Source organism: Pseudomonas sp. HMSC08G10, assembly GCF_001808425.1.
GTDB lineage: Bacteria > Pseudomonadota > Gammaproteobacteria > Pseudomonadales > Pseudomonadaceae > Aquipseudomonas > Aquipseudomonas guariconensis.
This window is the reverse complement of sequence record NZ_KV793307.1, coordinates 159,233-185,462: the sequence shown is the minus strand read 5'-3', so window position 1 is coordinate 185,462 and position 26,230 is coordinate 159,233. Positions and strand designations below refer to the sequence as shown.

The 26,230-nt window shown below is 64.6% G+C and carries 18 protein-coding genes; 16 read left to right on the top strand and 2 right to left on the bottom strand.

Annotated features, from left to right (window positions below):
• Positions 1-14: 14 nt before the first annotated feature.
• The 6 genes from HMPREF3173_RS13245 to HMPREF3173_RS13220 are packed head-to-tail and all read left to right on the top strand — an operon-like array spanning position 15 to position 8,793.
• Positions 15-1,175: an acyl-CoA dehydrogenase family protein gene (locus HMPREF3173_RS13245; protein WP_043210842.1), complete on the top strand. Its 1,161-nt coding sequence runs from the start codon at positions 15-17 to the stop codon at positions 1,173-1,175.
• An 18-nt stretch (positions 1,176-1,193) separates the two neighbouring features.
• Positions 1,194-3,311: an acetate--CoA ligase family protein gene (locus HMPREF3173_RS13240; protein ID WP_070573716.1), complete on the top strand. Its 2,118-nt coding sequence runs from the start codon at positions 1,194-1,196 to the stop codon at positions 3,309-3,311.
• The gene (locus HMPREF3173_RS13235) at positions 3,304-4,911 is read left to right on the top strand and encodes a 5-guanidino-2-oxopentanoate decarboxylase (protein ID WP_070573713.1); all 1,608 of its coding nucleotides are present in this window, start codon (positions 3,304-3,306) and stop codon (positions 4,909-4,911) included. The genes HMPREF3173_RS13240 and HMPREF3173_RS13235 overlap by 8 nt, the downstream gene beginning before the upstream one ends.
• Positions 4,912-4,947: 36 nt before the next feature.
• A complete protein-coding gene (alr, locus tag HMPREF3173_RS13230; RefSeq protein WP_070573877.1) occupies positions 4,948-6,174 on the top strand; it encodes an alanine racemase in 1,227 nt (408 codons plus the stop codon).
• Positions 6,175-6,194: 20 nt separating this feature from the next.
• Positions 6,195-7,385 carry a pyridoxal phosphate-dependent aminotransferase gene (locus tag HMPREF3173_RS13225; RefSeq protein WP_070573711.1) on the top strand — a complete coding sequence of 397 codons (1,191 nt, stop codon included), beginning with the start codon at positions 6,195-6,197 and terminating at the stop codon, positions 7,383-7,385.
• Complete coding sequence (locus HMPREF3173_RS13220; RefSeq protein ID WP_070573709.1) at positions 7,378-8,793, top strand: aldehyde dehydrogenase family protein; 1,416 nt, start codon at positions 7,378-7,380, stop codon at positions 8,791-8,793. The genes HMPREF3173_RS13225 and HMPREF3173_RS13220 overlap by 8 nt, the downstream gene beginning before the upstream one ends.
• 127 nt (positions 8,794-8,920) lie before the next feature.
• Here HMPREF3173_RS13220 and HMPREF3173_RS13215 read toward each other — a convergent pair whose 3' ends face one another.
• Positions 8,921-9,361: an RrF2 family transcriptional regulator gene (locus HMPREF3173_RS13215; RefSeq protein ID WP_070573707.1), complete on the bottom strand. Its 441-nt coding sequence runs from the start codon at positions 9,359-9,361 to the stop codon at positions 8,921-8,923.
• Between the two features lie 162 nt (positions 9,362-9,523).
• On the opposite strand from HMPREF3173_RS13215, the gene HMPREF3173_RS13210 reads away from it, so the two are divergent.
• The 6 genes from HMPREF3173_RS13210 (at position 9,524) to hemB (ending at position 16,426) form a co-directional block, all read left to right on the top strand.
• Positions 9,524-11,125 (top strand): ABC transporter substrate-binding protein, encoded by a 1,602-nt coding sequence (locus HMPREF3173_RS13210; protein WP_070573704.1) that lies wholly within the window; start codon positions 9,524-9,526, stop codon positions 11,123-11,125.
• A gap of 27 nt (positions 11,126-11,152) precedes the next feature.
• Entirely contained in the window at positions 11,153-12,115 is a 963-nt protein-coding gene (locus tag HMPREF3173_RS24605) for an ABC transporter permease (protein ID WP_230387634.1), read from the top strand.
• A gap of 3 nt (positions 12,116-12,118) precedes the next feature.
• Positions 12,119-12,946, top strand: a complete 828-nt coding sequence (locus tag HMPREF3173_RS24600) for an ABC transporter permease (RefSeq protein ID WP_070573701.1) — start codon at positions 12,119-12,121, stop codon at positions 12,944-12,946.
• A gap of 2 nt (positions 12,947-12,948) precedes the next feature.
• A complete protein-coding gene (locus HMPREF3173_RS13195) occupies positions 12,949-14,595 on the top strand; it encodes an ABC transporter ATP-binding protein (protein WP_070573699.1) in 1,647 nt (548 codons plus the stop codon).
• Positions 14,592-15,296, top strand: coding sequence for an NAD(P)H-dependent oxidoreductase (locus tag HMPREF3173_RS13190; protein WP_043213957.1), 705 nt, complete (start codon positions 14,592-14,594; stop codon positions 15,294-15,296). The genes HMPREF3173_RS13195 and HMPREF3173_RS13190 overlap by 4 nt, the downstream gene beginning before the upstream one ends.
• A 158-nt stretch (positions 15,297-15,454) precedes the next feature.
• Entirely contained in the window at positions 15,455-16,426 is a 972-nt protein-coding gene (gene hemB, locus HMPREF3173_RS13185) for a porphobilinogen synthase (RefSeq protein WP_043213955.1), read from the top strand.
• Between the two features lie 84 nt (positions 16,427-16,510).
• On the opposite strand, the gene HMPREF3173_RS13180 is transcribed toward hemB, so the two are convergent.
• Positions 16,511-17,626, bottom strand: coding sequence for a polyamine ABC transporter substrate-binding protein (locus tag HMPREF3173_RS13180; protein ID WP_070573697.1), 1,116 nt, complete (start codon positions 17,624-17,626; stop codon positions 16,511-16,513).
• 248 nt (positions 17,627-17,874) lie between these two features.
• Here HMPREF3173_RS13180 and HMPREF3173_RS25010 point away from each other — a divergent pair, with 248 nt between their 5' ends.
• The 4 genes from HMPREF3173_RS25010 to HMPREF3173_RS13160 all read left to right on the top strand — a co-directional run bounded on the left by HMPREF3173_RS25010 (position 17,875) and on the right by HMPREF3173_RS13160 (position 26,201).
• Complete coding sequence (locus HMPREF3173_RS25010) at positions 17,875-18,840, top strand: fimbrial protein (RefSeq protein WP_083300035.1); 966 nt, start codon at positions 17,875-17,877, stop codon at positions 18,838-18,840.
• A gap of 64 nt (positions 18,841-18,904) precedes the next feature.
• Positions 18,905-21,730 carry an ATP-binding protein gene (locus tag HMPREF3173_RS13170; protein ID WP_070573694.1) on the top strand — a complete coding sequence of 942 codons (2,826 nt, stop codon included), beginning with the start codon at positions 18,905-18,907 and terminating at the stop codon, positions 21,728-21,730.
• Positions 21,717-22,910 (top strand): response regulator cyclic di-GMP phosphodiesterase PvrR, encoded by a 1,194-nt coding sequence (locus tag HMPREF3173_RS13165; RefSeq protein ID WP_070573692.1) that lies wholly within the window; start codon positions 21,717-21,719, stop codon positions 22,908-22,910. Before HMPREF3173_RS13170 ends, HMPREF3173_RS13165 begins: the two co-directional genes overlap by 14 nt.
• 81 nt (positions 22,911-22,991) lie before the next feature.
• Positions 22,992-26,201 carry a hybrid sensor histidine kinase/response regulator gene (locus tag HMPREF3173_RS13160; RefSeq protein WP_070573690.1) on the top strand — a complete coding sequence of 1,070 codons (3,210 nt, stop codon included), beginning with the start codon at positions 22,992-22,994 and terminating at the stop codon, positions 26,199-26,201.
• The last annotated feature ends 29 nt before the right edge of the window (positions 26,202-26,230 follow it).

Below are 26,230 nucleotides of genomic sequence, written 5' to 3'. Positions count from 1 at the left end.
CAGGACGATTCCAGATGAATTTCCAACTGACCCAAGAACAAGAAATGTTGGTGGAAGCGGTACGCAGCTTCGTGACCAAGGAGCTGCTGCCCTATGAGGAAGAGGTGGACCGCGCCGATGCGGTGTCGCCGGAGCTGGCGGCGCAGATCCGCGGCAAGGCGATCGCGGCTGGGTTCTATGCCTTCAACATGCCCGAGGAAGTCGGCGGCGGTGGCCTGGATTATCTGTCCCAGGCGCTGATCGAGCGTGAGTTGTCCAAGGTTTCGTGGGCCTTGCACGTGTTCGTGGCGCGCCCCTCGAAGATCCTCATGGCCTGCAAGGACGAGCAGATCAACGACTACCTGCTGCCGTGCGTGCAAGGCGAGAAGATCGACTGCTTCGCCCTCACCGAGCCGGGTGCCGGCTCCGACGCCAATGCCATCAAGACCCGCGCCGTACGCGACGGTGACGACTTCGTCATCAATGGCAGCAAGCACTTCATCAGTCACGCCGGCCACGCCGACTTCGCCATCGTCTTCGCGGTCACCGACACCTACGAACACAACGGCCGCAAGCGCAATGCCGTGACGGCCTTCTTGGTCGACCGCGGTACGCCTGGCATGACCATCCGCCGTGGCCCCAAGTGCGTGAGCAACCGTGGCTATCACACCTATGAGCTGTTCTTCGACGACTGCCGCGTGCCGGCCAGCAAAGTGCTGGGCGAGGTGGACAAAGGCTGGGAGGTGGCCAACGCCTGGCTCACCGCAGGTCGGGTGATGGTGGCCGCCAACTGCGTGGGCCAAGCTCAGCGCGCGCTTGACCTGTCCCTGCAGTGGTCCGCCGACCGCAAGCAGTTCGGCCAGGCCATCGGCAGCTATCAAGGCGTGTCGTTCAAGCTCGCCGACATGGCCACCCAGATCCGCGCCGCGGAACTGCTGACCCTGCACACCGCCTGGAAGATGGACCAAGGCAGCATGACCGACGGCGAGGCCGGCATGGCCAAGCTGTTCGCCAGTGAAGTGCTGGGCAAGGTGGCTGACGAGGCGGTGCAAATCTTCGGTGGCATGGGCCTGATGGACGAGGGACCGGTCGAGCGCATCTGGCGCAACGCGCGGATCGAGCGGATCTGGGAAGGGACCTCGGAGATCCAGCGGCACATCATTTCCCGCGAACTGCTGCGTCCGCTGCTGCGCTGATCGGTCTGGAGATTGCCCATGTCGCACTCGATTCGTGACAACCTCAAGCGCCTGCTGGCGCCCCGGCACCTGGCCTTCGTCGGCGGGCGCAGCATGGCGCGGGCGCTCAAGCGCTGCGCCGAAGGCGGCTTCGCCGGCCAGATGTGGCTGGTGAATCCACAGCATGAAAGCCTCGATGGCGTACCGTGCGTGCCCAGTGTGGCCGAGTTGCCCTGTGGACCGGACGCGGTGTTCATCGCCACCAACCGTGACCTGACCTTGCAATGCGTCAAGGACCTGGCCGCGATTGGCGCCGGTGGCGCCATCTGCTACGCCTCAGGCTTTGCCGAGAGCGGCGAGCAAGGGCGCGTGCTGCAACAGCGCCTGCTCGAGGCGGCCGGTTCCATGGCCTTGCTCGGCCCCAATTGCTATGGACTGCTCGATTACCTGCATGGCGCAGCCCTGTGGCCGGTTGCCCATGGCGGCAAACAGGTGGAGAAGGGTGTGGCGATCCTCACCCAGAGCGGCAACTTCGCCTACAACCTGTCCATGAGCGACCGCTCGCTGCCGGTGGCCTACATGGCCTCGGTGGGCAACCAGGCGCAGTTGGGCGTGGCCGAGCTGATGGACGTGCTGCTCGACGACCCTCGCGTCACCGCCATTGGCCTGCACCTGGAAGGCCTGAAGAACGTGCCGGGCTTTGCCCGTGCCGCACACAAGGCGTTGGAGCGGGGCATCCCGATCATAGCCTTGAAGACCGGCGTGTCGCAGATCGGCGCCGAGCTTGCCCTGAGCCACACCAGCTCGCTGTCGGGCTCCGATGCCCTGTACGACAGCCTGTTCCAGCGCCTGGGCGTGATCCGCGTGAGCGGACCGGTCAGTTTTGCCGAAACCCTCAAGGCGGCCGCCTGCGGCCACCTGCCCAAGGACGGCCGATTGATCGCCCTGGCGTGCTCCGGAGGCGATGCGGGCCTGATCGCCGACTACGCCGAGCGCAACCACCTGGCCTTGCCCAAGCTTGAGCAAGGCCAGGTCGATGAGCTTGCCCAGGTGCTGCCGGCTTACGCCAACCTGGTCAACCCGCTGGACTTCACTACGGCGATCTGGGGTGATGGCGCGGCGCTTGAGCGCATGCTCGACAGCGCCCTGCAAACCGATGCCGACGCCGCCATGCTGGTGCTGGACTACCCGGCGGAGTTCACCGGCGAGCGCAAGGAGTGTGACCTGCTGCTGGGGCTGTACTGCGATGCCTTGCAGCGCCACGGCAAGATCGGCTTCGTCACCTCAGCCTTCCCTGAGCTGCTGCCGGCCAGCGCCCGCGAACGCTTGCATGAGCGTGGTATCGCCGCACTGCAAGGGGTAGAGGACGGCCTGGCGGCCTGGGGGCGGATCGTTGCCTACCAGCGCAACCGCCAGCGCTTGCTGGAGCTGGGCGAGTCAGCCCTGGTGCCACTGTGCCCGCAGGCCCTGGCTGGCCAGGCGCAACTGCTCGATGAATGGCAATCCAAGCAGGCGTTGCGTGCCTTTGGCCTGCCGGTACCTGGCGGTGTGCTGAGCACGCCCGAGCAGGCACTCAAGGACGCCGCCCGCGTCGGCTACCCGCTGGTGCTCAAGGCGGTCAGCGCGCAATTGCCGCACAAGACCGAAGCCGGCGCGGTGGCCCTCAACCTGCGCGATGCCGACGCCCTGCAAGCGGCGCTCGAGCAGATGCGCGGGCGCATCGCGGCCTACGCCCCAGGTGTGCCGTTCGACCAGGTACTGCTAGAGCCCATGGCCCAGGCGCCTCTGGCCGAGCTGATCGTCGGCATCAAGCGGGAGAATGACTTTGCCCTGGCCCTGGTGATCGGTGCCGGTGGGGTGCTGGTGGAGTTGCTCAAGGACAGCGTCAACCTGCTGCTGCCCACCACCGACGGCGCTATCCGCAACGCCGTGCTGGGCCTGCGCAGCGCCGGCCTGCTGCAAGGTTTCCGTGGCCGCCCGGCCGCCGACCTCGACGCCTTGGTGGCGGCGATCCGCGCGGTAGCCGACTACGCCTGCGAAAACGCCGGCCAGTTGCTGGAACTCGACGTAAACCCATTGATGGTCGGTGCGCAAGGCACCACCGCGGTCGACGCGCTGATCCGCCTCGGCCAGGCGCAAGGAGAACAACATGCATGAACGTCCTTTGACCGGCGGCCAAGCCCTGGTACGGCTGTTGAGCAACTATGGGGTCGACACGGTGTTCGGTATCCCCGGGGTACACACCCTGGAGCTGTACCGGGGGCTGCCGGGCAGCGGCATCCGCCATGTGCTGACTCGGCATGAACAAGGCGCGGGCTTCATGGCTGACGGCTATGCGCGGGTCAGTGGCAAGCCGGGTGTGTGCTTCGTCATCACCGGCCCTGGTGTGACCAACGCCGCCACCGCCATCGGCCAGGCTTACGCCGATTCCATCCCGATGTTGGTGATTTCCAGCGTCAACCACACCGCAAGCCTGGGCAAAGGCTGGGGCTGTCTACACGAGACCCAGGACCAGCGCGCCATGACCGCGCCGATCACCGCATTCTCCGCCGTGGCGCTGAGCGCCGAGGACCTGCCGGAGCTGATCGCCCGTGCCTGGGCGGTGTTCGACAGCGAGCGCCCGCGTCCGGTGCACATCTCAGTGCCGTTGGATGTGCTGGCCGCGCCGGTCGCCCGCGACTGGAGCAATGACGTGGTGCGCCGCCCAGGGCGCGGCCTGCCGGATCGTGACAGTTTGCAGCAGGCCGCCGTCAAGATGGCCAACGCCAAGCGGCCGATGATCATCGCGGGCGGTGGCGCTTTGCACGCGGCGGCTGAGCTCGCGCAACTGAGTACGCGCCTGGCCGCGCCGGTGTTCACCAGCGTCGCCGGCAAGGGCCTGCTGGCCCCGCAGGCGCCGCTCAATGCCGGTGCCAGCCTGTGCGTCGAACCGGGCTGGCAAATGATCAGCGAGGCCGATGTGGTGCTGGCGGTAGGCACCGAGATGGCCGATACCGATTTCTGGCGTGAACGTCTGCCATTGGCCGGCGAACTGCTGCGGGTGGACATCGACCCACGCAAGTTCAACGACTTCTACCCCTGCGCGATTGCCCTGCACGGCGATGCCCGGCAGACCCTGGCCAGCCTGCTGGAACATCTGCCGCAGGCCACCCGCGATGCCGGTGCCGCCATCGAGGCCGTCAACAACCTGCGCCAGGCGATCCGGGCAGGGCATGCGCCGCTGCAGGCGATTCACCAGGCGATTCTCGACCGCATCGCCGCCGCACTGCCGGAAAACGCCTTCATCAGCACCGACATGACCCAACTCGCCTACACCGGCAACTACGCCTTCACCAGCCGGGCACCGCGCAGCTGGCTGCACCCGACCGGCTACGGCACCCTGGGCTACGGCCTGCCGGCCGGCATCGGCGGTATGTTCGCCACCGAAGACCGCCCCGGCCTGGTGCTGGTGGGCGATGGCGGGTTCCTCTATACCGCCCAGGAGCTGGCCACCGCCGTCGAAGAGCTCGACCGCCCGCTGGTGGTGCTGCTGTGGAACAACGACGCCTTGGGGCAGATTCGTGACGACATGCTGGGCCTGGACATCGAACCGATTGGCGTATTGCCACGCAACCCGGACTTCATCGGCCTGGCCCGCGCCTTTGGTTGCGCCGTGCGCCAGCCGCGCAGTCTGGACGAGCTGCAATCGGATCTGGTCAACGGATTTGCCACGCCAGGCGTGACCTTCATCGAACTCAAGCACGCCTGTGCCCGTTGATCGCACCTTCAGGACAACAAATAGAGAACAAGCATGATGCCATTCCGTCGTACCCTTCTTGCCGCCTCCCTGGCCCTGCTGGCCGCCCAGGCCCCGCTGTACGCCGCACCGCCGTTGTCGATGGACAACGGCATCAACGCCCTGACCATCCAGAACAGTAACGCCTGGGTCGAGATCAGCAAGAGCGCCATCGAGCACAACATCCGGACCCTGCAGGCAGAACTGAACGGTAAATCCAAGCTGTGCGCGGTGCTCAAGGCTGACGCCTATGGCCATGGCATCGGCCTGGTAATGCCCTCGATCATCGCCCTGGATGTGCCGTGCGTGGCGGTGGCGAGCAACGAGGAAGCCCGTGTGGTCCGTGCAAGCGGCTTCAAGGGGCAACTGGTGCGGGTGCGCCTGGCCAGCGTGAGCGAGGTGGAAGATGCCTTGCAGTACAACATGGACGAGTTGGTCGGCAGCGCCGAGTTCGCCCGCCAGGTGGCGGCGATCGCCCAGCGCCACGGCAAGACCCTGCGCATCCACCTGGCCCTGAACTCCAGCGGCATGAGCCGCAACGGCGTGGAAATGGCCAGTTGGTCGGGCCGTGGTGAAGCACTGGAGATCGCCGAGCAGCCGAACCTGGAACTGGTCGCGCTGATGACCCACTTCGCCGTCGAAGACAAGGACGACGTGCGCAAGGGCCTGGCCGCCTTCAAGGAGCAGAGCGACTGGCTGATCAAGCATGCCAAGCTCGACCGCCGCAAGCTGACCCTGCACGCGGCCAACTCCTTCGCCACCCTGGAGGTACCCGAGGCGCGCCTGGACATGGTACGTACCGGCGGCGCGTTGTTCGGCGACACCGTACCGAGCCGCACCGAGTACCGCCGGGCCATGCAGTTCAAATCCCGCGTTGCGGCCGTGCACAGCTACCCGGCCGGCAATACCGTCGGCTACGACCGCACCTTCACCCTGAGCCGTGACTCGCGCCTGGCCAACATCACCGTCGGCTACTCCGATGGCTATCGCCGGGTGTTCACCAATAAAGGCCATGTGCTGATCAACGGTCACCGCGTGCCGGTGGTGGGCAAGGTGTCGATGAACACCCTGATGGTGGATGTCACCGACTTCCCTGACGTGAAGAACGGCAACGAGGTGGTGCTGTTCGGCAAGCAGGCTGGCGGTGAAATCACCCAGAGCGAAATGGAAGAAATCAACGACGCGCTACTGGCCGACCTCTACACGGTCTGGGGCAGCGCCAACCCGAAGATCCTCGTCGACTGACGCCCTCATAGGAGACGCTCATGCGCTTTGCCAAGCTGACCCAACGCATCGCCGGCGACGGCGCTGCTGCCTGGGACATCCACTACCGCGCCCTGGCGATGCAGGCCGAGGGCAAGGACGTCCTGCTGCTGTCGGTGGGAGATCCGGATTTCGACACCCCGGCGCCCATCGTCGAGGCGGCCATCGACAGCCTGCGCGATGGCCACACCCATTATTCGGATGTACGCGGCAAGCTGGCCCTGCGCCAGGCCATTGCCCGTCGCCACCAGCAACGCAGCGGCCAGGCGGTGAGCGCCGACCAGGTCACGGTGCTGGCCGGTGCGCAGTGCGCGTTGTTCTGCGTGGCCCAGTGCGTGCTCGATCCGGGCGACGAGGTGATCGTCGCCGAACCCATGTACGTGACCTACGAGGCCGTGTTCGGTGCCTGTGGCGCGACCGTGGTACCGGTGCCGGTCAAGCCTGAGAACGGGTTCCGCGTGTGCCCCGAGGATGTGGCGGCACGTATCACCCCGCGTACCCGTGCCTTGGCACTGAACAGCCCGCACAACCCTTCGGGCGCGAGCCTGCCGCGCGCCACCTGGGAGGCGCTGGCCGAGCTGTGCATCGCCCATGACCTGTGGCTGATCTCCGATGAGGTGTACAGCGAGCTTTTGTATGACGGCGAGCATGTCAGCCCCGGCAGCCTGCCGGGCATGGCCGAACGCACGGCGACCCTCAACAGCCTGTCCAAGTCCCACGCCATGACCGGCTGGCGGGTGGGCTGGGTGGTGGGTTCGACCGCGCTGGCGGGCCATCTGGAAAATCTGGCCCTGTGCATGCTCTATGGCTCGCCCGACTTCATCCAGGACGCTGCGGTGGCGGCACTGGAGCAACAGCTGCCGGAGCTTGAGGCAATGCGCCTGGCGTACCGCCAGCGCCGTGACCTGGTCTGCGAGCGCCTGGCTGGCTGCTCGGGCATCAAGGCGCTCAAGCCTGATGGGGGCATGTTCGTGATGGTCGATATCCGCGAAACCGGCCTCAGTGCCCAGGCCTTCGCCGACCGCCTGCTGGACAGCCAGGGCGTATCGGTACTGGCGGGCGAGGCCTTCGGCCCGAGCGCTGCCGGGCATATCCGCCTTGGCCTGGTGGTCGGTGCACAGGCGCTGGAAGAAGCGTGCCGACGCATTGCCCGGTGCGCCGCCGAACTGATGAAGGAGCAGACCCATGCGTGAGTACGCGCGACTGTACATCGACGGCGCCTGGCAGGTGCCGAGCGGGCAGGGCATGGCCGAGGTCATCGACCCGGCCAGCGAAATTGCCATCGGCCGCGTGCCGCTGGGCGACGAGCAGGATGTGGAGCGGGCGGTGAGTGCGGCGCGAAGGGCGTTCGCTGACTGGTCGCGCACACCATCGAGTCGGCGCGCTGGCTATATCCGTGCCTTGGCCGAGCAATTGCGTGCGCGGGCCGGAGAAATGGCCGATGTGATCACCAGCGAACTGGGCATGCCGGTGCAGTGGTGCCAGATGGTGCAGGTCGACGGGCCTATCGAAGGGCTGGAGCAGTATGTCGAACTGGCTGGCTTGATGGATGAGGTGCGTGAAGTCGGCAACTCGCTGGTGTACCGCGAGGCGGTGGGCGTGTGTGCCTTCATCAACCCGTGGAACTACCCACTGCACCAGATGATCGGCAAGCTGGCACCGGCCTTGGCTGCCGGTTGCACGGTGGTGGTCAAGCCGAGCCAGGAGACGCCGCTGCACGCCTTCTTGCTGGCTGAGATGATCGACGCCATCGGCTTGCCTGCCGGGGTGTTCAACCTGGTCAGCGGGCCGGGGTCGAAGGTGGGCGAAGCGCTGGCGCGGCATCCGCAGGTGGACATGGTGTCATTCACCGGCTCTACCGGCGCTGGGGTACGGGTGTCCCAGGCGGCGGCGCCGACGGTCAAGCGGGTATGCCTCGAACTGGGCGGCAAGTCGCCGCTGCTGATCACCGCCGATGCCGACCTGGAAACGGCGGTACGCCATGGCGTGCAGGACGTGATGATCAACTCCGGGCAGACGTGCACGGCGTTGACCCGCATGCTGCTGCCGGTCGAGCGCTACGCCGAGGCCTTGGAGATCGCCGAGGCCGAGACGCGTGCGCTGGTCATGGGCGATCCGCGTGATCCGCAGAGTTTTCTGGGGCCGATGTGTTCGGCAGGGCAGCGGCGCACGGTGCTCGACTACATCCGCCTGGGCCAGGAAGAGGGCGCGCGATTGTTGTGCGGTGGTGATTCGGCGCCTGGGTTCGAGCGCGGATTCTACGTTGCGCCGACGCTGTTCGCCGATGTCGACAACCGCATGCGCATTGCCCAGGAGGAGATCTTCGGGCCGGTACTATGCCTGATCCCGTATGCCGATGAGCAGCAGGCTATTTCGATGGCCAACGACTCGCCGTTTGGCTTGTCCAGCGCAGTGTGGGCAGGCAATCGCGAGCGTGGGCTGGCCTTGGCCCGACAGATGCGTGCCGGACAGTGCTTCGTCAACGGTGGCGGGTTCAATTACCGGGCACCGTTTGGCGGCTACAAACAGTCCGGGAACGGGCGCGAGTGGGGCGAGGAGGGGTTGGGTGAATTCGTCGAAGTGAAGGCGGTTCAGCTCTGAGACCGGAGGGCTGCTGTGCAGCCTCTTCGCAGGTAAACCCGCTCCCACAGCAACTTCGCTGCTTTAGGGCAACGGTGAACCTGTGGGAGCGGGTTTACCCGTGAAGAGGACGGCGCGAAGGGAAGGATCACCCCGCCGCCATATCCTCCACGGGCCTGTCGAACGCCACGAACAATTGATCGGCCGTGATCGCCCCCAGGTCCAGGCGCATGTTCGCCTCGAGCATGGCGAACAGACGGGTGAACACCTCGTACACCTTGCAGTGATCCTCCATCCCGGAAAAAGGGTTGTCGATCTTCTCGGCGATCAATGAACTTTCCTGCACCGCGTCGTACACCTCGCGCAGGGTGATTTCGCTGGCCGGGCGGGCCAGGGTCAGGCCGCCATGAGCGCCACGCCAGGACTTGAGAATGTCGGCCTTGACCAGTTGCGAGGCCAGGCTGCGCACGCGTGCCGGATGGACCTTGACCCACTTGGCGATGGTCTCCGTACGCAGTTTCTGCGGTGCGTTGGCGGCCACGAACGAGAGGATGTACGAGGCGGTGATCAGGCGAGTCGACTGGCTCATCGGCAAAGGTCCCTGGGTAAAAACCGAAGTCTACACCCCTGTGAAAATCTCACTTGGCAGGGGCGTGGCATTGAGTCTAATGTATTTGTCACGATGACAATTACAAATATTTGGTCGTCGGGCGAACAAGACCTTTCCTGGCGGTTCAACAGAGGCGATGCCATGAGCGATAACAAGAACAAGATCACTCAAGCGATGCCCGACAGCGGCCTGCAGCGTCGGGATTTCCTCAAGTACAGCGCGGCGGCGGCCACTTTCGCCGGCGCCTTCTCTCTGGGCCTGCCGATGTCGGGCTGGGCCGAGGAGGGCACCCCAAAGGCGGGTGGCGTCCTGCGCATGGGCCTGGCGGGCGGCAGCACCACTGATTCCGGCGACCCAGGCTCGTGGAGCGATACGTTCACGTTTGTCGGGTTCTCTGCCGTATACAACACCCTGAGCGAAATCAGCGTCGATGGCACGGCGATTCCAGAGTTGGCCGAGCGCTGGGAGTCCAGCCCCGACGCGAAGGTCTGGACCTTCACCCTGCGCCAGGGCGTCACCTTCCACGATGGCAAGACCCTGGACGCCAACGACGTGGTCGCCTCGATCCAGCACCACCTGGGCGAAAAATCCACCTCGGCGGCCAAGACCGTGCTCGGCGATGTCGCCCAGGTCCGCGCCCAGGGCAACGACACCGTGGTGTTCGAGCTACATTCGGGCAATGCCGATTTCGCCTATGTGGTCGCCGATTACCATCTGGTGATCATGCCGGCCAAGGACGGTGTGGCCGACTGGCGCTCTGGCAACGGCACCGGCGGCTACCGTCTCAAGCGCTTCGAGCCGGGCGTGCGCATGGACCTTGAGCGCAACCCGAACTACTGGAAGCCCGGTCGTGCGCATTTTGCCAGCGCCGAACTGCTGGCCATCGCCGATGGCGCTGCGCGGGTCAATGCCCTGGTCACCGGCCAGGTGGATGTGATCAACAAGGTCGATCTCAAGACCGTGGCGTTGCTCAAGCGCAACCCGCAGTTGGTGATCGAAGAGACCAAGGGCGCCCAGCACTACACCTTCCCCATGCTCTGCGACAGCACCCAGTTCCAGAACAACGACGTGCGTTTGGCGCTCAAGTACGCCATCGACCGCCAGGCCTTGTTGACTTCAGTGCTGCATGGCTACGGCCAGATCGGCAACGACCATCCGATCCAGCCGGGCAGCCGCTTCATCAACCCGGCACTCGAGCAACGCGCCTACGACCCGGACAAAGCCCGCTTCCATCTGCGCCAGGCTGGGCTGGACGCGCTCAAGGTGCGTCTGCAGGCTTCGGACGCCGCCTATACCGGCGCGGTGGACGCTTCGGTGCTGTTCAAGGAGCAGGCGCGCAAGGCGGGTATCGACATCGATGTGGTGCGCGAACCGGCCGATGGTTTCTTCACCAACGTATGGATGAAGCAGCCGTTCACCACTTCGTTCTGGTACAGCAGCCTGACCGCCGACCGCATGTTCAGCATCGGCTATGCCAAGGGCGCAGCCTGGAACGAGACGCACTGGGACAATGCCCGCTTCAACCAGCTGCTCAATGCCGCCCGTGGCGAGATGAACGCGCCGCTGCGTCAGGAGATGTACAACGAAATGCAGGCCCTGTGCCGTGACGACGGCGGCGCCATCGTGCCGCTGTTCGCAAGCTCGGTGGCGGCGCGTTCGCGTCGGGTCACCCACGGCGGAGTCACCGCGCCCTATGGCGAACTCGATGGCCTGCGGCTGATCGAGCGCTGGTGGCAGGCCTGATCCCTTTCGTCACTGCACGAGGAGCCCATGGTGAATAGTCTTGGTTCATTACTTGCGCGACGCCTGGCCCTGGGCCTGCTGTCGCTGCTGGCCGTCTCGGTGATCATCTTCCTGGCCGTGGGCATGCTACCTGGCGATGTCGCCCAGGCCATGCTCGGCCAGTCGGCCACCCCAGAAACCGTCGCCGCGCTGCGGGCGCAACTGGGGCTGGACATGCCGGCCTGGAGCCGCTTCGGCCACTGGGCCTGGCAACTGCTGCATGGTGATCTGGGTGTGTCGCTGGCCAACCAGCGGCCGATCGCCGAGCTGATCGGCGCGCGACTGGGCAACACCTTCAGCCTGGCGCTGCTGGCGGCGCTGGTCTCGGTGCCGCTGGCCTTGCTGCTGGGCATGCTGGCGGCGCTGTACCGCAACAGCTGGTTCGACCGGCTGCTCAACACCAGTGCGCTGACGGCGGTGTCGTTTCCGGAGTTCTTCGTCGCCTACATCCTGATCCTGGTGTTCGCGGTGAAGCTGGCCTGGCTGCCGAGCATCTCCAACCTGTCGCCTGATGCCTCCTTGGGCGAAGTGCTGGAGCGCTCGTTGCTGCCGGTGCTGACCCTGGCCCTGGTGGTGGTCGCGCAGATGATGCGCATGACCCGCGCGTCGCTGATCAACCTACTGGCCAGCCCCTACATCGAGATGGCCCGGCTCAAGGGCATCTCGCCGGCGCGAATCATCTTCCGCCATGCCTTGCCCAACGCCTTGGCGCCAATCATCAACGTGGTGGCGTTGAACCTGGCGTATCTGGTGGTGGGGGTGGTGGTGGTCGAGGTGGTGTTCGTCTACCCAGGCCTGGGCCAACTGCTGGTGGATTCGGTCGCCAAGCGCGACATCCCGGTGGTGCAGGCCTGCAGCCTGATCTTCGCCGCCACCTACATTCTGCTCAACACCAGTGCCGATGTGCTGTCGATCGCCAGCAATCCGCGCCTGATGCATCCGAAGGGGTAGCCGATGAGCCTGTTCAAGCAATTGCAGCGTGCGCCGCTGAGCGCCAAGTTCGGTTTGCTGGTGATCGTCCTGTATGTGCTGGTGGCGCTGTTTGCACCGGTACTGGCGCCATTCGGCGAGACCGAGGTGGTGGGCGAGGGCTTCGCGCCCTGGGGCGGGCAGTTCCTGCTGGGCACCGACAACCTGGGTCGCGACATGTTCAGCCGTCTGGTCTACGGCGCCCGCAATACCTTGGGGATCGCTTTTCTGACCACCGCCCTGGCCTTTGCCGTGGGCGGCTTCTGCGGCCTGGTGGCGGCGATCAAGGGCGGCTGGATCGACCAGGGGCTGTCGCGCCTGGTGGATATCCTGATGGCCATCCCGCAGCTGATCTTCGCCTTGCTGATCCTGAGCGTGGTCGGCACCACGGCCACCTCGTTGGTGCTGGTGATCGCACTGCTCGATGCCACCCGGGTGTTCCGCCTGGCACGGGCGGTGGCAATGACAGTGGTGGTACAGGACTTCGTCGAGGCCGCGCGCCTGCGCGGGGAGGGACTGTGGTGGCTGGTCAGCCGCGAGGTGCTGCCCAATGCCGCAGCGCCGTTGATCGCCGAGTTCGGCCTGCGCTTCTGTTTTGTCTTTCTGTTCATCAGTGCCTTGTCGTTCCTGGGCCTGGGTATCCAGCCACCGACCGCCGACTGGGGCAGCATGGTGCGCGACAACGCCGTGTTGATCACCTTCGGGGACGTCAGCCCGCTGCTGCCGGCGCTGGCCGTGGCGCTGATCACCGTCAGCGTGAACTTCGTCGTGGACTGGGTGCTGCACACGGCCAGTGGCCTCAAGGAGTGCTGAACATGAGCCAATCATTGTTGGAAATCCGTAATCTGCGCATCGACGGCCACCACGACGATGCCTGGCACCCGCTGATCAAGGGCATCGACCTGACCCTGGCGCGAGGCGAGGTGCTGGGGCTGATCGGCGAATCGGGGGCGGGCAAATCGACCTTAGGCCTGGCGGCCATGGGCTACGTGCGCGACGGCTGTCGCATCAGCGGCGGCTCGGTGCGTTTCGATGGCCAAGAGCTGGTGGGCGCAGCGCCCGAGACCTTGCGTCGTCTGCGCGGCTTGCGCATCGCCTATGTGGCGCAGAGCGCGGCAGCATCGTTCAACCCGGCCCATCGTTTGATCGACCAACACATCGAGACGGCGGTGAAGAACGGCGGCATCGACCGGGCCAAGGCTGAGGCCGAAGCGGTGGAGCTGTACCGGGTGCTGCGCCTGCCGGACCCTGAGCGCATCGGTCAACGCTACCCGCACCAGGTCTCCGGTGGTCAACTGCAGCGAGTGATGACCGCCATGGCCATGGCCTGTCATCCGGACCTGATCGTGTTCGACGAGCCCACCACGGCCCTTGATGTCACCACCCAGATCGAAGTGCTGACGGCCATTCGCGATGCCGTGCGCACCTATGGCAGCGCCGCGCTGTACATCAGTCATGACCTGGCGCTGGTGGCCCAGATCGCCGATCGCATCATGGTGTTGCGTCACGGCAGCCTGGTGGAAGAGGCCCAGACCCGCACCATGCTGCAAACCCCCACCCAGGACTACACCCGCTCGCTGTGGGCGGTGCGCAGTTTCCACACCCAGCCCAAAGCGCGTCCGCCCCAGGCCCAGCCCTTGCTGGAGGTGCGCAAGGCCAACGCCAGCTATGGCGCCCAGCCGGTGCTGCATGAGGTGTCGCTCACGCTGCATCGGGGCCAGACCCTGGCGGTGATCGGCGAGTCCGGTAGCGGCAAGAGCACCACCGCGCGGCTGATCACCGGCCTGTTGCCGGCCAGCAGCGGGCAAGTGCTGTACGACGGCCAGGCGCTGCCAGCGGACTATCGCCAGCGCAGCAAGGAGCAGTTGAGGCGGATCCAGATGATCTACCAGATCCCCGACACCGCCTTGAACCCCCGCCAGCGCATCGTCGACATCATCGGCCGTCCGCTGACCTTTTACCTGGGCCTCAAGGGCAAGGCCTTGCGCCAGCGCGTGGCCGAACTGCTGGAGATGATCGAGCTGGACCCGGCCAAGTACATGGACCGCCAGCCCCGCGAGTTATCCGGCGGGCAGAAGCAGCGCATCTGTATCGCCCGGGCCCTCGCGGCCGAGCCTGAGCTGATCATCTGCGACGAAGTCACCTCGGCCCTCGATCAACTGGTGGCCGAGGGCGTGCTCAAGCTGCTTGATCGCATCCAGCGGCAACTGGGCGTTTCCTACTTGTTCATCACCCACGACGTGGCCACGGTACGCGCCATTGCCGACGAAGTGATGGTGATGCAACGCGGCCGAGTGGTCGATCACGGCAGCCGCGAGGCCATCTTCTCGCCGCCGTACCGCGACTACACCGGGCTGCTGTTCTCCTCCGAACCGGAAATGGACCCTGACTGGCTCGACCGCCTGCTGGCCCGCCGCGCCGGAGACTCCAACCTGCAACCTGTGCAAGGACAACCTTCATGAATGTACTGATCGTCCACGCTCATCCCGAGCCGCAATCCTTCACCGCCGCCCTGCGTGACCAGGCGGTGGAAACCTTCAAGGCCCAGGGGCATCAGGTGCAGGTCAGCGACCTGTACGCGATGGGCTGGAACCCGGTGGCCAGCGCCGAGGACTTCGGCAAACGCGAAAACCCCGACTACCTGGTCTATGCCTTGGAGCAGCGCCTGGGCGTCAAGAGCGGTTCCATCGCCCCGGATATCCAGGCCGAGCTGGACAAGTTGCTGTGGGCGGACCTGCTGGTGCTCAACTTCCCGATCTTCTGGTTCTCCGCGCCGGCCATGCTCAAGGGCTGGATCGACCGGGTGCTGGTGTCCGGCGTGTGCTACGGCGGCAAGCGTTTCTATGACCAAGGCGGGCTGGTGGGCAAGAAAGCGCTGGTCACCGTGACCCTCGGCGGGCGCGAGCACATGTTCGGCGAAGGGGCGATTCATGGGCCGCTGGAAGACATGCTCCGGCCGATCCTGCGCGGCACCTTGGCGTACGTGGGGCTGGAGGTGCTGCCGCCGTTCGTGGCCTGGCACGTGCCTTACATCAGCGATGAAGCACGCAAGGGCTTTTTGCGCGACTACCAGCAGCGCCTGGAGCACCTGTCGGACGACCTGCCGCTTGAGTTCCCCAAGCTTTCGCAATTCGACGAGGCGCTGTACCCGCTGGCCAAATGATTGCGACCGATTGTCGCTGAGCGGACGCCGGGGAGGGCGGCGCAGGCCGTCTGCCCCGGTTTGTTGCCTGGCGCGCAACAGATATTCTTTGCGTCAAGACTTTTCAGTGGCGGCCCTACGACTTAAGGTGGCAGCAAGCAAAACTGTCTGGAGCTCCAATGTCGAACTTCCCCACTGTCCGCCCTCGTCGCCTGCGGCAGAACGAATCCCTGCGTACGCTGTTCCAGGAGACCGAATTTCGCCTTGACGATTTGATCCTGCCGATCTTCGTCGAAGAGGGTATCGATGATTTCGTCCCGATCACCAGCATGCCGGGGGTCAACCGCATTCCTGAGAAGATGCTCGCCCGTGAAATCGAGCGTTATGCCCGTGCCGGCATCAAGTCGGTGATGACCTTCGGCGTTTCGCATCACCTGGATGCCACAGGCAGCGACACCTGGAACGAAAACGGCCTGGTGGCGCGCATGGCGCGCATCTGCAAGGACACGGTGCCGGAAATGGTGGTGATGTCCGACACCTGCTTCTGCGAATACACCAGCCACGGCCATTGCGGCGTGCTGCACGATCACGGCGTGGACAACGATGCCACCCTGGCCAACTTGGGCAAGCAGGCGGTGGTGGCCGCGGCGGCCGGTGCCGACTTCATCGCCCCGTCGGCGGCGATGGACGGCCAGGTCCAGGCGATCCGCAGCGCCCTGGACGGCGCAGGCTTCCATGACACCGCGATCATGGCCTACTCGACCAAGTTCGCTTCCTCGCTCTACGGCCCGTTCCGCGAGGCCGGCGGCACCGCACTCAAGGGTGACCGCAAGAGCTACCAGATGAACCCGATGAATCGCCGCGAGGCCGTACGCGAGTCGCTGCTCGACGAGCAGGAAGGGGCGGATGTGCTGATGGTCAAGCCGGCCGGTGCCTACCTGGATGTCATTGCCGACATCCGCGCCGCCTCGCGCTTGCCGTTGGCGGCGTATCAGGTCAGCGGCGAGTACGCGATGATCAAGTTCGGTGCCTTGGCCGGTGCCATCGACGAAGCCCGCGTGGTGCGTGAGAGCATCGGCTCGATCAAGCGTGCTGGTGCGGACCTGATCCTGACCTACTTCGCGATGGATCTGGCGCGCGACGGTATCTGAGCCCTCGGGGCCGCGCTGCGGCCCTTTCACCGGGGCGCGGCTCAAGCCGCTCTTACAGGGACGGCGTTGCCCTGCGGATTCGCATCAGGTCCCGTTCTTGATCTTGCTCCAGGTCCGTGTGCGCATCCGCTCGTATTTGAGCGGCAACGTCTCCAGGGTGAACAACGTGCCCATTACCTCAGCCGGTGGATAGACCGCCGGGTCTTTCAACAGCCGTGGATCGACCAGGGGCAGTGCGTCCTTGTTGCCGTTGGGGTAGCCCACGTAGTCGGATGACTTGGCCACCACCTCCGGACGCATCATGTAGTTGATGAAGGCATGCCCCTGCTCGGGGTGCGGAGCGTCCTTGAGCACCACCATGTTGTTGATCCACATGGGCGCGCCCTCGCGGGGGATGCTGTAGGTCACCTGCACGCCATTGTTGGCCCGCTCGGCCGCCTGCTTGGCGCTGTACACCGAGCCGCCCCAGCCTACCACCACGCAGATGTCGCCATTGGCCAGATCCGTGGTGAACTTCGACGAATCGAAATAGCGCACATAGGGGCGGATGCCCTGCAGCAGTTCCTCGGCCTTGCGGTAGTCGTCCGGGTTGCGGCTGTTGGCGGGCAGGCCCAGGTAGTGCAGGGCGATCGGCAGGATCTCCACCGGCGCATCGAGCATGGCCACGCCACAGGCGCTTAGCTTTTCGATGTTCTCCTTGCGCAGCACCAAGTCCCAGGAATCCACTGGCGCATCCTTGCCCAGCAGTTGGGTCACCTTGGCCTTGTCGTAGCCGATACCGGTGGTGCCCCACATGTAAGGCACCGCGTAGCGATTGCCCGGGTCGTTGGTGGCGAGCTTGCGCATCAACTGCTCGTCCAGGTGCGAGCGGTTGCCCAACTGGGCGGGGTCCAGCGGCGCGAGCACGCCGGCCTTGATGAAGTTGGGCAGCAGGTCGTCGGGCACCATCACCACGTCATACCCGCTATGGCCGGCCATCAGCTTGCTTTCCATGACTTCGGCGTTGTCGAAGGCATCCTGCACCAAGGTCGTGCCGGTGGCCTGCTCGAAGGCCTTGGGCGTTTCCGGTGCCAGGAAGTCGGACCAGTTGTAGAAATGCACGGTGGGTGCACCGGCGGCGACGGCATCGAGGCTGAGGAGCCCGGCCAGGCCGAGCGTGGCCAGGCGACGGCCGAGGGCTGGGGGACGTACGAGCTGCATTTGTAATCCTTGTTATCGCGCTGCAAAGGGGTAGGGCGAATGTAGGCGCGTACCGAATGCTTTCCTATCCCGTCGAAGGGTTAACCCTGGGGTAGTCGTTCTGTCGAATTGCGCAAGCTAAGCGCATTAGGATTCGTCTGATGGGGCTACCACTGGCTGGCCTTTAGCCTTGAGGCTTTGATCGTAGCGTCCTCAAGCCAACGGGCTGTCAAAGAGGAGCGACAGGCCCACGGGAGCGTACAGTCAGCATGAATCATGGCAATTTACCCCTCGGCAAACTCGCCGTTGGTGTCCTCGGTATCGTGGCGATCCTGTTCGGCGTGGTGGAGACGGCCCATGCTGCCTGTTCCGGAGACCCAAAGCGTTCTATTGCCTATTCAGGCCCCACGAATATCACGGTTCCGCGGGACGCGCCGGATGGGACGGTGCTCTACAGCGAAACCAAGGTCCTGCCCTATAGCAATTTCAAGTGCACTACCGATGAGCTTTGGGGGTTCAACTTGGCCTCCGGGCGAGGTGCGCCACCCGGGTCGAAGGTGGCGGTGTTTCCGACTGGCGTGTCAGGGCTTTCCTTTCGGATCAATGCGGAGCTGGGCGATGGTCCGGACTATCTCGCTTCGCTGTATGTACTCAAGGCAGGCAGCTACAAGCTAGATGGCAACCTGATCATGGAGATTGTCAAAAGCGGCCCCTTGGCGCCGAGCGCGGTCGTCGCTACGGGCGACCTGGGCACCATCCAATACGGCTCCCAACAAATCGCAGGACTTTCGCTTACCCGAGCTATCAATGTCGTAGCCGCCTCCTGCGAGACCCCGGATGTGAGTGTGGCCATGGGCGATGACTACAAGCTGGACGACTTCGGCGGCGCTGGTTCCACCACACGCGAAGTGCCCTTCAATCTAAAACTGAACAACTGTCCCAAGGGGATCGCCAAGGTCAATTACCAACTGCAGGCGATCACGCCGGTGATCGACGCCGCCAAAGGTATCGTCGGGCTGAACCCGAACTCGACCGCCGTGGGCATCGGCCTGCAGATCAAGGACGCAAACGGCGTGCCTGTGCCTTTGAATACACCCCGTACCTTCAGTGGCTACGACACCAATGGCGGCAACTTCCTCATCCCCCTGAAAGCCAGCTACTACCGGCTGGCCACCGAATCCCTCAGACCGGGCACCGCCAACACCGAGGTCACGTTCATCATGAGCTACCTGTAACGTCACGGGAGGATCTAAGGATCGTCTGATGTCCATTCGCCAGCTCGGATCTTAGATTCGGCGGATGAGATTAAAAAGCTACCTGTTGCAGATCAGCCCTTTGCTTTCGAGCCCCGAAGCCGTCCGCCGACTGCTTCGGGTGTTCGCGATGGTGCTGTCGGTTGGCATCCTCAGCGGTGCCTACAACTTCCTGCTGTTCACCTTCAACAACGACATTTCCCAGCGCCGTGGCTACATGAGTAGCGCGATCGCCGAGGCGCACACCTTCTTCACCACCCGCGAGGCCTTGCTGGAAAGCCTTAGCCTGTCGGCCGTACGCAAGGGCTGGCAGGCCGAGCCGCTGGTCTACCTGCCGTCGTTCGAGGAAATCCACCTGCAGGTGGGCGATGGGGCGGCGAAGCAGTGGAGCATCTGGCTGACCCGGCGCATGTGCGACTACCTCAAGGCCCAGCAGGTGAGCCTTCTGTATGTGGGCAGCGGCCTTGACGATTCGGGTGTGCGTTTGTTCGGCCCGTCCACCGGGCTGTCGGCGTTGCCCCGTCGCATCCTCGAACAGTTGCGCACGCTGCGTGACCTCGATGGGCCGCCGCTTCAGGAACTCTGGCTTACCGATCACGATCAGCAGGCGGCGCACCTGTACATCTTCAAGCGCCTGGACGAGGAGGACGTCGATTCCGGCTGGCTGGGCCTGGAGATGGACAGCCGGGCCGTTTCCGCGGCGCTGAGCGACCAAAGTGCCGGCGAATTCATGATGCTCAACGCCGATGAAATGCTGGTGTTCAGCAACATGCCTGGCGCGCGCTTGAGTCGTTCGTTGCTGGAGCGCCGGGGCGACAACTTCTTCGGTTTCGTCGGCGACGGCCTGCTGCCGGATCACCTGGTCATCCGCAAGAACCTGATGTCCTCGGACTGGCAACTGGTGTACTCGATCGATCTGGTCGACGTGTTGCAGGGCCTGTGGAAGCAATTGCTCGGCACGTTGCTGTTCTGCCTGCTGAGCATCGTGCTGATCCTGCTGTTGATGCGCCGCTTCGATCAGCGTCTGATCACCCCGGCCATCCACCGAATCCAGGCGCTGATCGAAAGCGAGGCGTTCAGCCGCGACGTGATCCAGGCCGCGCCGGTAGCCTTGTGCGTGCTACGCCGCAGCGACGGCCAAAGGGTGCTGGAAAACCCGTTGGCCCAGCAGTGGCTGGGCAAGGGGCTGGACCGTGAGACCCTCTGCCCGGACTGGATCCGTCAGGCGTTCGACGCCCCCGAGGCGCCCCATGACGAGACGTTCGAGACCTCCGGTGGCCGCCACCTGCACTTGAGCAGCGTGCCCACCCGCTACAAAGGGGAGGACGTGTTGCTCTGCGTGTTCAATGATGTCACCGCCAGCAAGCAAGTGGAGGCAGCGTTGGAGGCCGCGCGGCAGTCGGCGGATGCGGCCAACGAAGCCAAGACGCTGTTTCTGGCCACCATGAGCCATGAGATCCGCACGCCGTTGTATGGCGTACTGGGTACGCTGGAGCTCTTGTCGCGCACACGCCTGGATGCCCAGCAGCGGGACTACCTGCAAGCGCTCGAAGGCTCGTCGGCCACCTTGTTGCAGCTGATTTGCGATGTGCTGGATGTATCGAAGATCGAAGCCGGTCAGTTGGCCCTGGAGGTCAGCGAGTTCTCCCCGCTGGAACTGGTGCAAGAGGTCATTCAAGGCTACAGCGCCGCAGCCCTGGGCAAGGGCCTGGAACTCTACGCCTGCCTGGACCCGCAGTTGCCGCTGCGGTTGCTGGGGGACAGGGCGCGTATCCGGCAGATCCTCAACAACCTGCTGAGCAATGCCGTGAAGTTCACCGATTATGGCCGTGTCGTGCTGCGTGTGCGGTTGTCGCACCGGGAGGCGGAGCGCTCCTGCCTGCTGTGGCAGGTCGCCGATACCGGGCGTGGTATTGCCGAGGAAGATCACCCGTTGATCTTCGACCCGTTCTACCAGACTGCAGGCAATGTCCATGTGGTGGCTGGTACTGGCCTGGGCTTGCCGATCTGCCAGCGTCTGACGCAATTGATGAACGGCCAGATGCGCATGGTCAGCGAACTGGGCCTGGGCACCAGTTTCACCTTGCTGTTGCCGCTGGAGGAATCGCTGCGCAGCGCCGAGGCGGCCTTGCCCTGCAACCTGCTGGCCGAGCGCATCCATGTGGTGTCGCCGCTGCGCGAGCTGGCCGAGAGCCTGGCAGGGTGGTTGCGCCGCTGGGGTGCGCGGGCCCAGGTGGGGCAGCCGGCGTCGATGAGCGCTGGCGGGGTGTTGCTCGAAGCGCATCCCGGCAAGCTGGACGCCCCGTTGTTGCCGCAATGGCCCGGGCGGCGGGTGCTGGCCAGTGCCGATGGCTGCAGCGAGCCACGCCAGGATGGCGACTGCTGGCACGTCAACCTCAGCCACCTGGCCGCGCTACACCAGGCCATCTGCCAGGCCCAGGGGGTGTGGAGGGTGGACGACCAAACGCATAGCGCAGGGCCGCGCATCCGGGTCCTTGGGCTGAGCGTCCTGGTGGCCGAAGACAACATCATCAATCAGTTGATCCTGCGCGATCAGCTCGAAGAGCTCGGTTGCACGGTGGTACTGGCCGGCGATGGCGAGCAGGCCCTGCGCTGCTGGGACCAGGGGGCATTCGATGTGGTGCTGAGCGACGTCAACATGCCTCGGGTCAATGGTTACGAACTGGCCAGGACCTTGCGGCGGCAAGGCTGCACCGTGCCGATCATCGGCGCCACGGCCAATGCCCTGCGCGGCGAAGAAGAGCTGTGCCTGGCCGCCGGGATGAATCACTGCCTGGTCAAGCCCTTCACGTTGCAAACGCTGCACCACTGTCTGGCCGCCTACCAAGGAAACGCCCATGAGAGCCTTTGAAATCCTCATCGTCGAGGACCACCCGTTCCAGTGCATGTACCTGCAGCACCTGTTCAACGAACTGGGCGAGCTGCGCGTGGACACCGCGCGGGATGGCGCCGAAGCCTTGCTGCGCTTGCAGCAGCGAGACTACGACCTGATCCTCACCGATCTGCTGATGCCAGGCATGGACGGTGTGCAGTTCATCCAGCACCTGGCCGCGCTGCCAGGCAGGACGGGGCTTGCAATCATGAGCGCGGCGTCACGGCGGATGCTGATGGCGGCGAGTCTTGCGGCCAAGCACCTGGGGGTGGACGTGGTGGGGTTGCTGTCCAAGCCCGTGACCCCCGAGGCGTTGCGCGGGGTGGTCGAGCACTTGCGCGAGCAGCGTCGCACGCCTGTCCATGTCGCGCCGCAGGCAGTCGACTATGACCGCCAGACCCTGCTCGAAGCCCTCAATAACCGGGCGTTCCAGGCCTGGTTCCAGCCCAAGAAGTCCTTGCAAAATGGCCGTATCGTCGCCGCCGAGGCCCTGGTGCGCTGGATCCATCCCGAGCACGGCGTGCTGTTGCCGGGGGCATTCCTGCCGGCGCTGCGGGCCTTCGACCTGGAGGAGCGCCTGTTGTGGTCGATGCTCAAGCAGAGCATGGATGCCCAGGCCCGATGGCGCACGCGGGGTTATGACATTCCGGTGTCGATCAACCTGCCGACTCACCTGCTCAACAGCCACGACCTGGCAGATCGCCTACTGGAGTTCGTGCTGCACCACGGCGGCATCCCCGCCAAGATCTGCTTCGAGCTCATGGAATGCTCCGTCCCCGACGAAGTCAGCAACTACTACGCAGGCGCCTGCCGTTTGCGCATCAAAGGCTTCGGCCTTTCACAGGACGATTTCGGCAAGGGCTACAGCTCGTACATGAATCTGGTCTCCACGCCGTTCACCGAACTCAAGATCGATCGCGCGTTGGTGCAGGGCTGTCACGAGAACGACAATCTGGCCTCGGCACTGGCCAGCATTGTCGCCTTGGGCCGCCGACTGGGCCTGAACGTGGTGGCCGAGGGGGTGGAAAAACCAGAGGAGTTGGCCTTGCTGCGCCGCCTGGAGTGCAGCCATGTGCAGGGCTTTTTGATTTCCCACGCGGTGTCGTTGGACCAGTTTCTGCACTTGCTGAAGGCCGATGGCCCGGCTATGTGCCATTAATCAGACTTGGCGCAAGGCTTGTGCTTTGCTACGGAGGTAGACTCCCACCGTATTCGCACCCGCAGGACCACGGACCCTTTGATGAAACACTCCAACGCGCTTCTGGAAAACCTCGCTCGCAGCTCGTCGCGCCTGAGCAAAGGCATGATGGTGCTGCTCGGCGTGGCGGTGCTGCTGGTCAGCACCACCTACTGGTCGTTCCAGCGGCTGATCGAGGAGCACCACGATACGGTGCGTTTTCACTTCACCCGGCTGATGCAGAACATTCAGGAGCAGGAGCTGTTCCTGACCTCGCTGCGCCAGCGTATCCTGCGCGGCGAGTTGATGCCCCGCGATGTTGCCCTGGCGCCAGAGATCGAGCCACGTCAAGGGTATGGCAATGGCATGTTTCGTGGTCAGGAGAATTCGTTCTCGATGCCGTTCAGTGTCAGGCTCGCCAGCGATGCCGAGGCCCCCGACAAAGCCGCCCAGATCGCCATCCTCGCTGCACACCTGAGCGCGTACTACAGCGCCTTCTGGGCCAACTCGCACTTCCAGTCGCCCCAGGCTTTCATGTTCAACCGGCAGAACAACTTCGACGTGGCGGTGCCTGCGAGCGGAGAGCACAGTACCGCTGCAGGCGCACAGGGCCCAATCGGCCAGATGCTTGACATCGTGCGCGCCCAGGCACCACAGAGCGAGGGCTCCGAGATCAAGTGGCGCCCCTATGGCAACTCCGGTAACAGGCATCTGGACGCACGCATACTGGCCTATGCCAATCTTGGTTTGCTCCCCGAGCAGTTGCGCGTCAAGGGTTCCGGCCCCCAAGCCACGGCTGCGGTAATGCTCGATCTAACCCATGCCAATGATTTTCAGCGGACCATGGACTGGTCGGTGTATGACCGCTTCACCTTGGTCACTCCGTCGGGACAAGTGCTCTCAGGCATCCTGCGTCCGGAGGTGACCTTGCATGAGGGTTTCAACCTCAAGCCCGATGGCCTGGTGTTCAAGCTGGTCAACCACGACGGGCCTGCGTGGATGGCGATCTACACCATCGGCTTCAAGAGCTTTTTCCGCTACGCGCTGGGGTCTTTGCTGAGCCTTGGGTTGGGGCTGGCCTGCCTGATCGGCCTGGGTTGGGCTGCGAGCCGCTGGTACCGGCGCCAGGTGATTCTGCCGGCGAACCGGGCCCATGCGGCCATCGCTGAAAGCGAGGCGTTCAGCCGCGTGGTCATCGACACGGCCCCCACCGGGCTGTGCGTGGTACGCCGGGCCGACCACCAGGTGCTGCTGGAAAACCAGCGTGCCAAGCAGTGGCAGGGTACTGCTGCGCTGGTGGCGACCCTGGATCATTGCCAGGACAGTGGTGGGGCGGGAGAGCATGAACTCGAGATCGAGGGGCGCCACCTGCAGGTCGGTTTCGTGGCCACCCGCTACCAGGGGCAGGATGTGCGGCTTTATGCCTTCAATGATGTGACCCGTCATGTCGAGGATGCGCGGGCGCTGGAAGATGCCCGGCGCATGGCCGCTGCAGCCAACGAGGCGAAGACGCTGTTCCTGGCAACCATGAGCCATGAGATCCGCACGCCGCTGTATGGTGTGCTGGGCACCCTGGAGCTGCTCGGCTTGACACCGCTGGCGCCTCGTCAGCAGGCCTACCTGCAGACCATCCAGCGCTCCTCGGCCACGCTGTTCCAGCTGATCAGCGATGTACTGGATGTCTCGAAGATCGAATCCGGGCAGATGGCCCTGGAGCCCTTGGCGTTCTGCCCGCTGGATATGATCGAGGATACCCTGCGCACCTACGCAGCCTTCGCCGAGCGCAAGGGGTTGCTGCTCTATGGCTGCACCGATGCCAGGCTGCCACTGCGGCTGGTCGGCGACCCGATCCGGATCCGGCAGATCCTCAACAATCTGCTGAGCAATGCCATCAAGTTCACTGACAGTGGCCGGGTGGTGCTGCGCACGCGAGTGCTCAGTTGCGCCGATGGCCAGGTGCACCTCGAATGGCAGGTCGCCGATACCGGCATCGGCTTGTCCGAGTCGCAGCAGGCCAGGCTGTTCGAGCTGTTCTACCAAGTGCACGAAGCCTCCAACGAGGGCGGCGCAGGGCTGGGCCTGCCGATTTGTGGGTGGCTGAGCGAGATGATGGGCGGGCAGATGAAGGTGGTCAGCGAGCCTGGCCTGGGCAGCAGTTTCATGCTGCGCCTTACCTTGCCGGTGGTGGCGGATGCCTTGCCTGTGCCTGCTGAGGGAGAGCCGTCTGCACTGCCGGTGCTCGTTCGGGCGCCTATCCCTGAGCTGGCCCAACACTACTGCGACTGGCTCAACCGCCTTGGGCTGCCGGCGCATCTGGCGTCCTCGACGCCCGCCGCAGCCCAGTCCCGAGCGGTGCTGGTCGATGTGTTGCCCGATGACACGGCGCCCGCCTGGCCGGGGCCGCGCATTTGTTGCCATGGTACGGACTCGGCGCAAGAAGGGCGCGGCGATTGGGACTTGAGCATGCACGATGTGCAGGCCATCGCCCGGGCGGTAGTTCGGATCAGCCAGGGCCATGAGGAGCCTGCCGAACATCGTCTGGCGGGCACCGCCAACGATCTGCGCCTGCACATCCTGGTGGCCGAGGACAATCCCATCAACCAAGCGATCCTCAAAGAGCAGCTCGAGGCGCTGGGCTGCAGCGTGGTGGTGGCGCGCAATGGCGAACAAGCCCTGCAGCTTTGGCAGCCCGACGTGTTCGACCTGGTGCTGACCGATGTGAACATGCCGATCATCAATGGCTATGAGCTGGCCACCGCATTGCGTGAGCAGGACCTTGTGCTGCCAATCATCGGCGTCACCGCCAACGCGATGCGTGAGGAAGGAGCGCGTTGCCTGGAGGTGGGGATGAGTGCCTGGATCGTCAAGCCGCTGAGCTTGCAGACCTTGCGCAACCAACTGCTCAAGTTGTGCCGGCCGAACTGGCAGGGTGATACGCAGGAGCCGTCGCCGCAGCCAGCCGCCACCACGCTGGCACAAGACGAAGACGCGCCACCGAAGCTTTCACCGGCCATGCGTACCCTGTTCATCCAGACCATGACCCAGGACATCCAGACACTGCAGGCGGCTCTGGAGCAGGACGATGCACAAGCCCTGGGTCGGCAATTGCACAGCATCGCCGGCGCGCTGGGCGCGGTGCAGTCGGCCAGCCTGGCGCAGTACTGCACTGTGCTTGAAGTCCAGCTGGTCGACCAGGTATTCGATGAGTCCATGCGCGAACAAGTGCGACGGGTAATACAGCGACTGGCGGCAATGATCGACGCGCTCAAGTAACATTACCCAAACTGTTCATTCACCCCGCC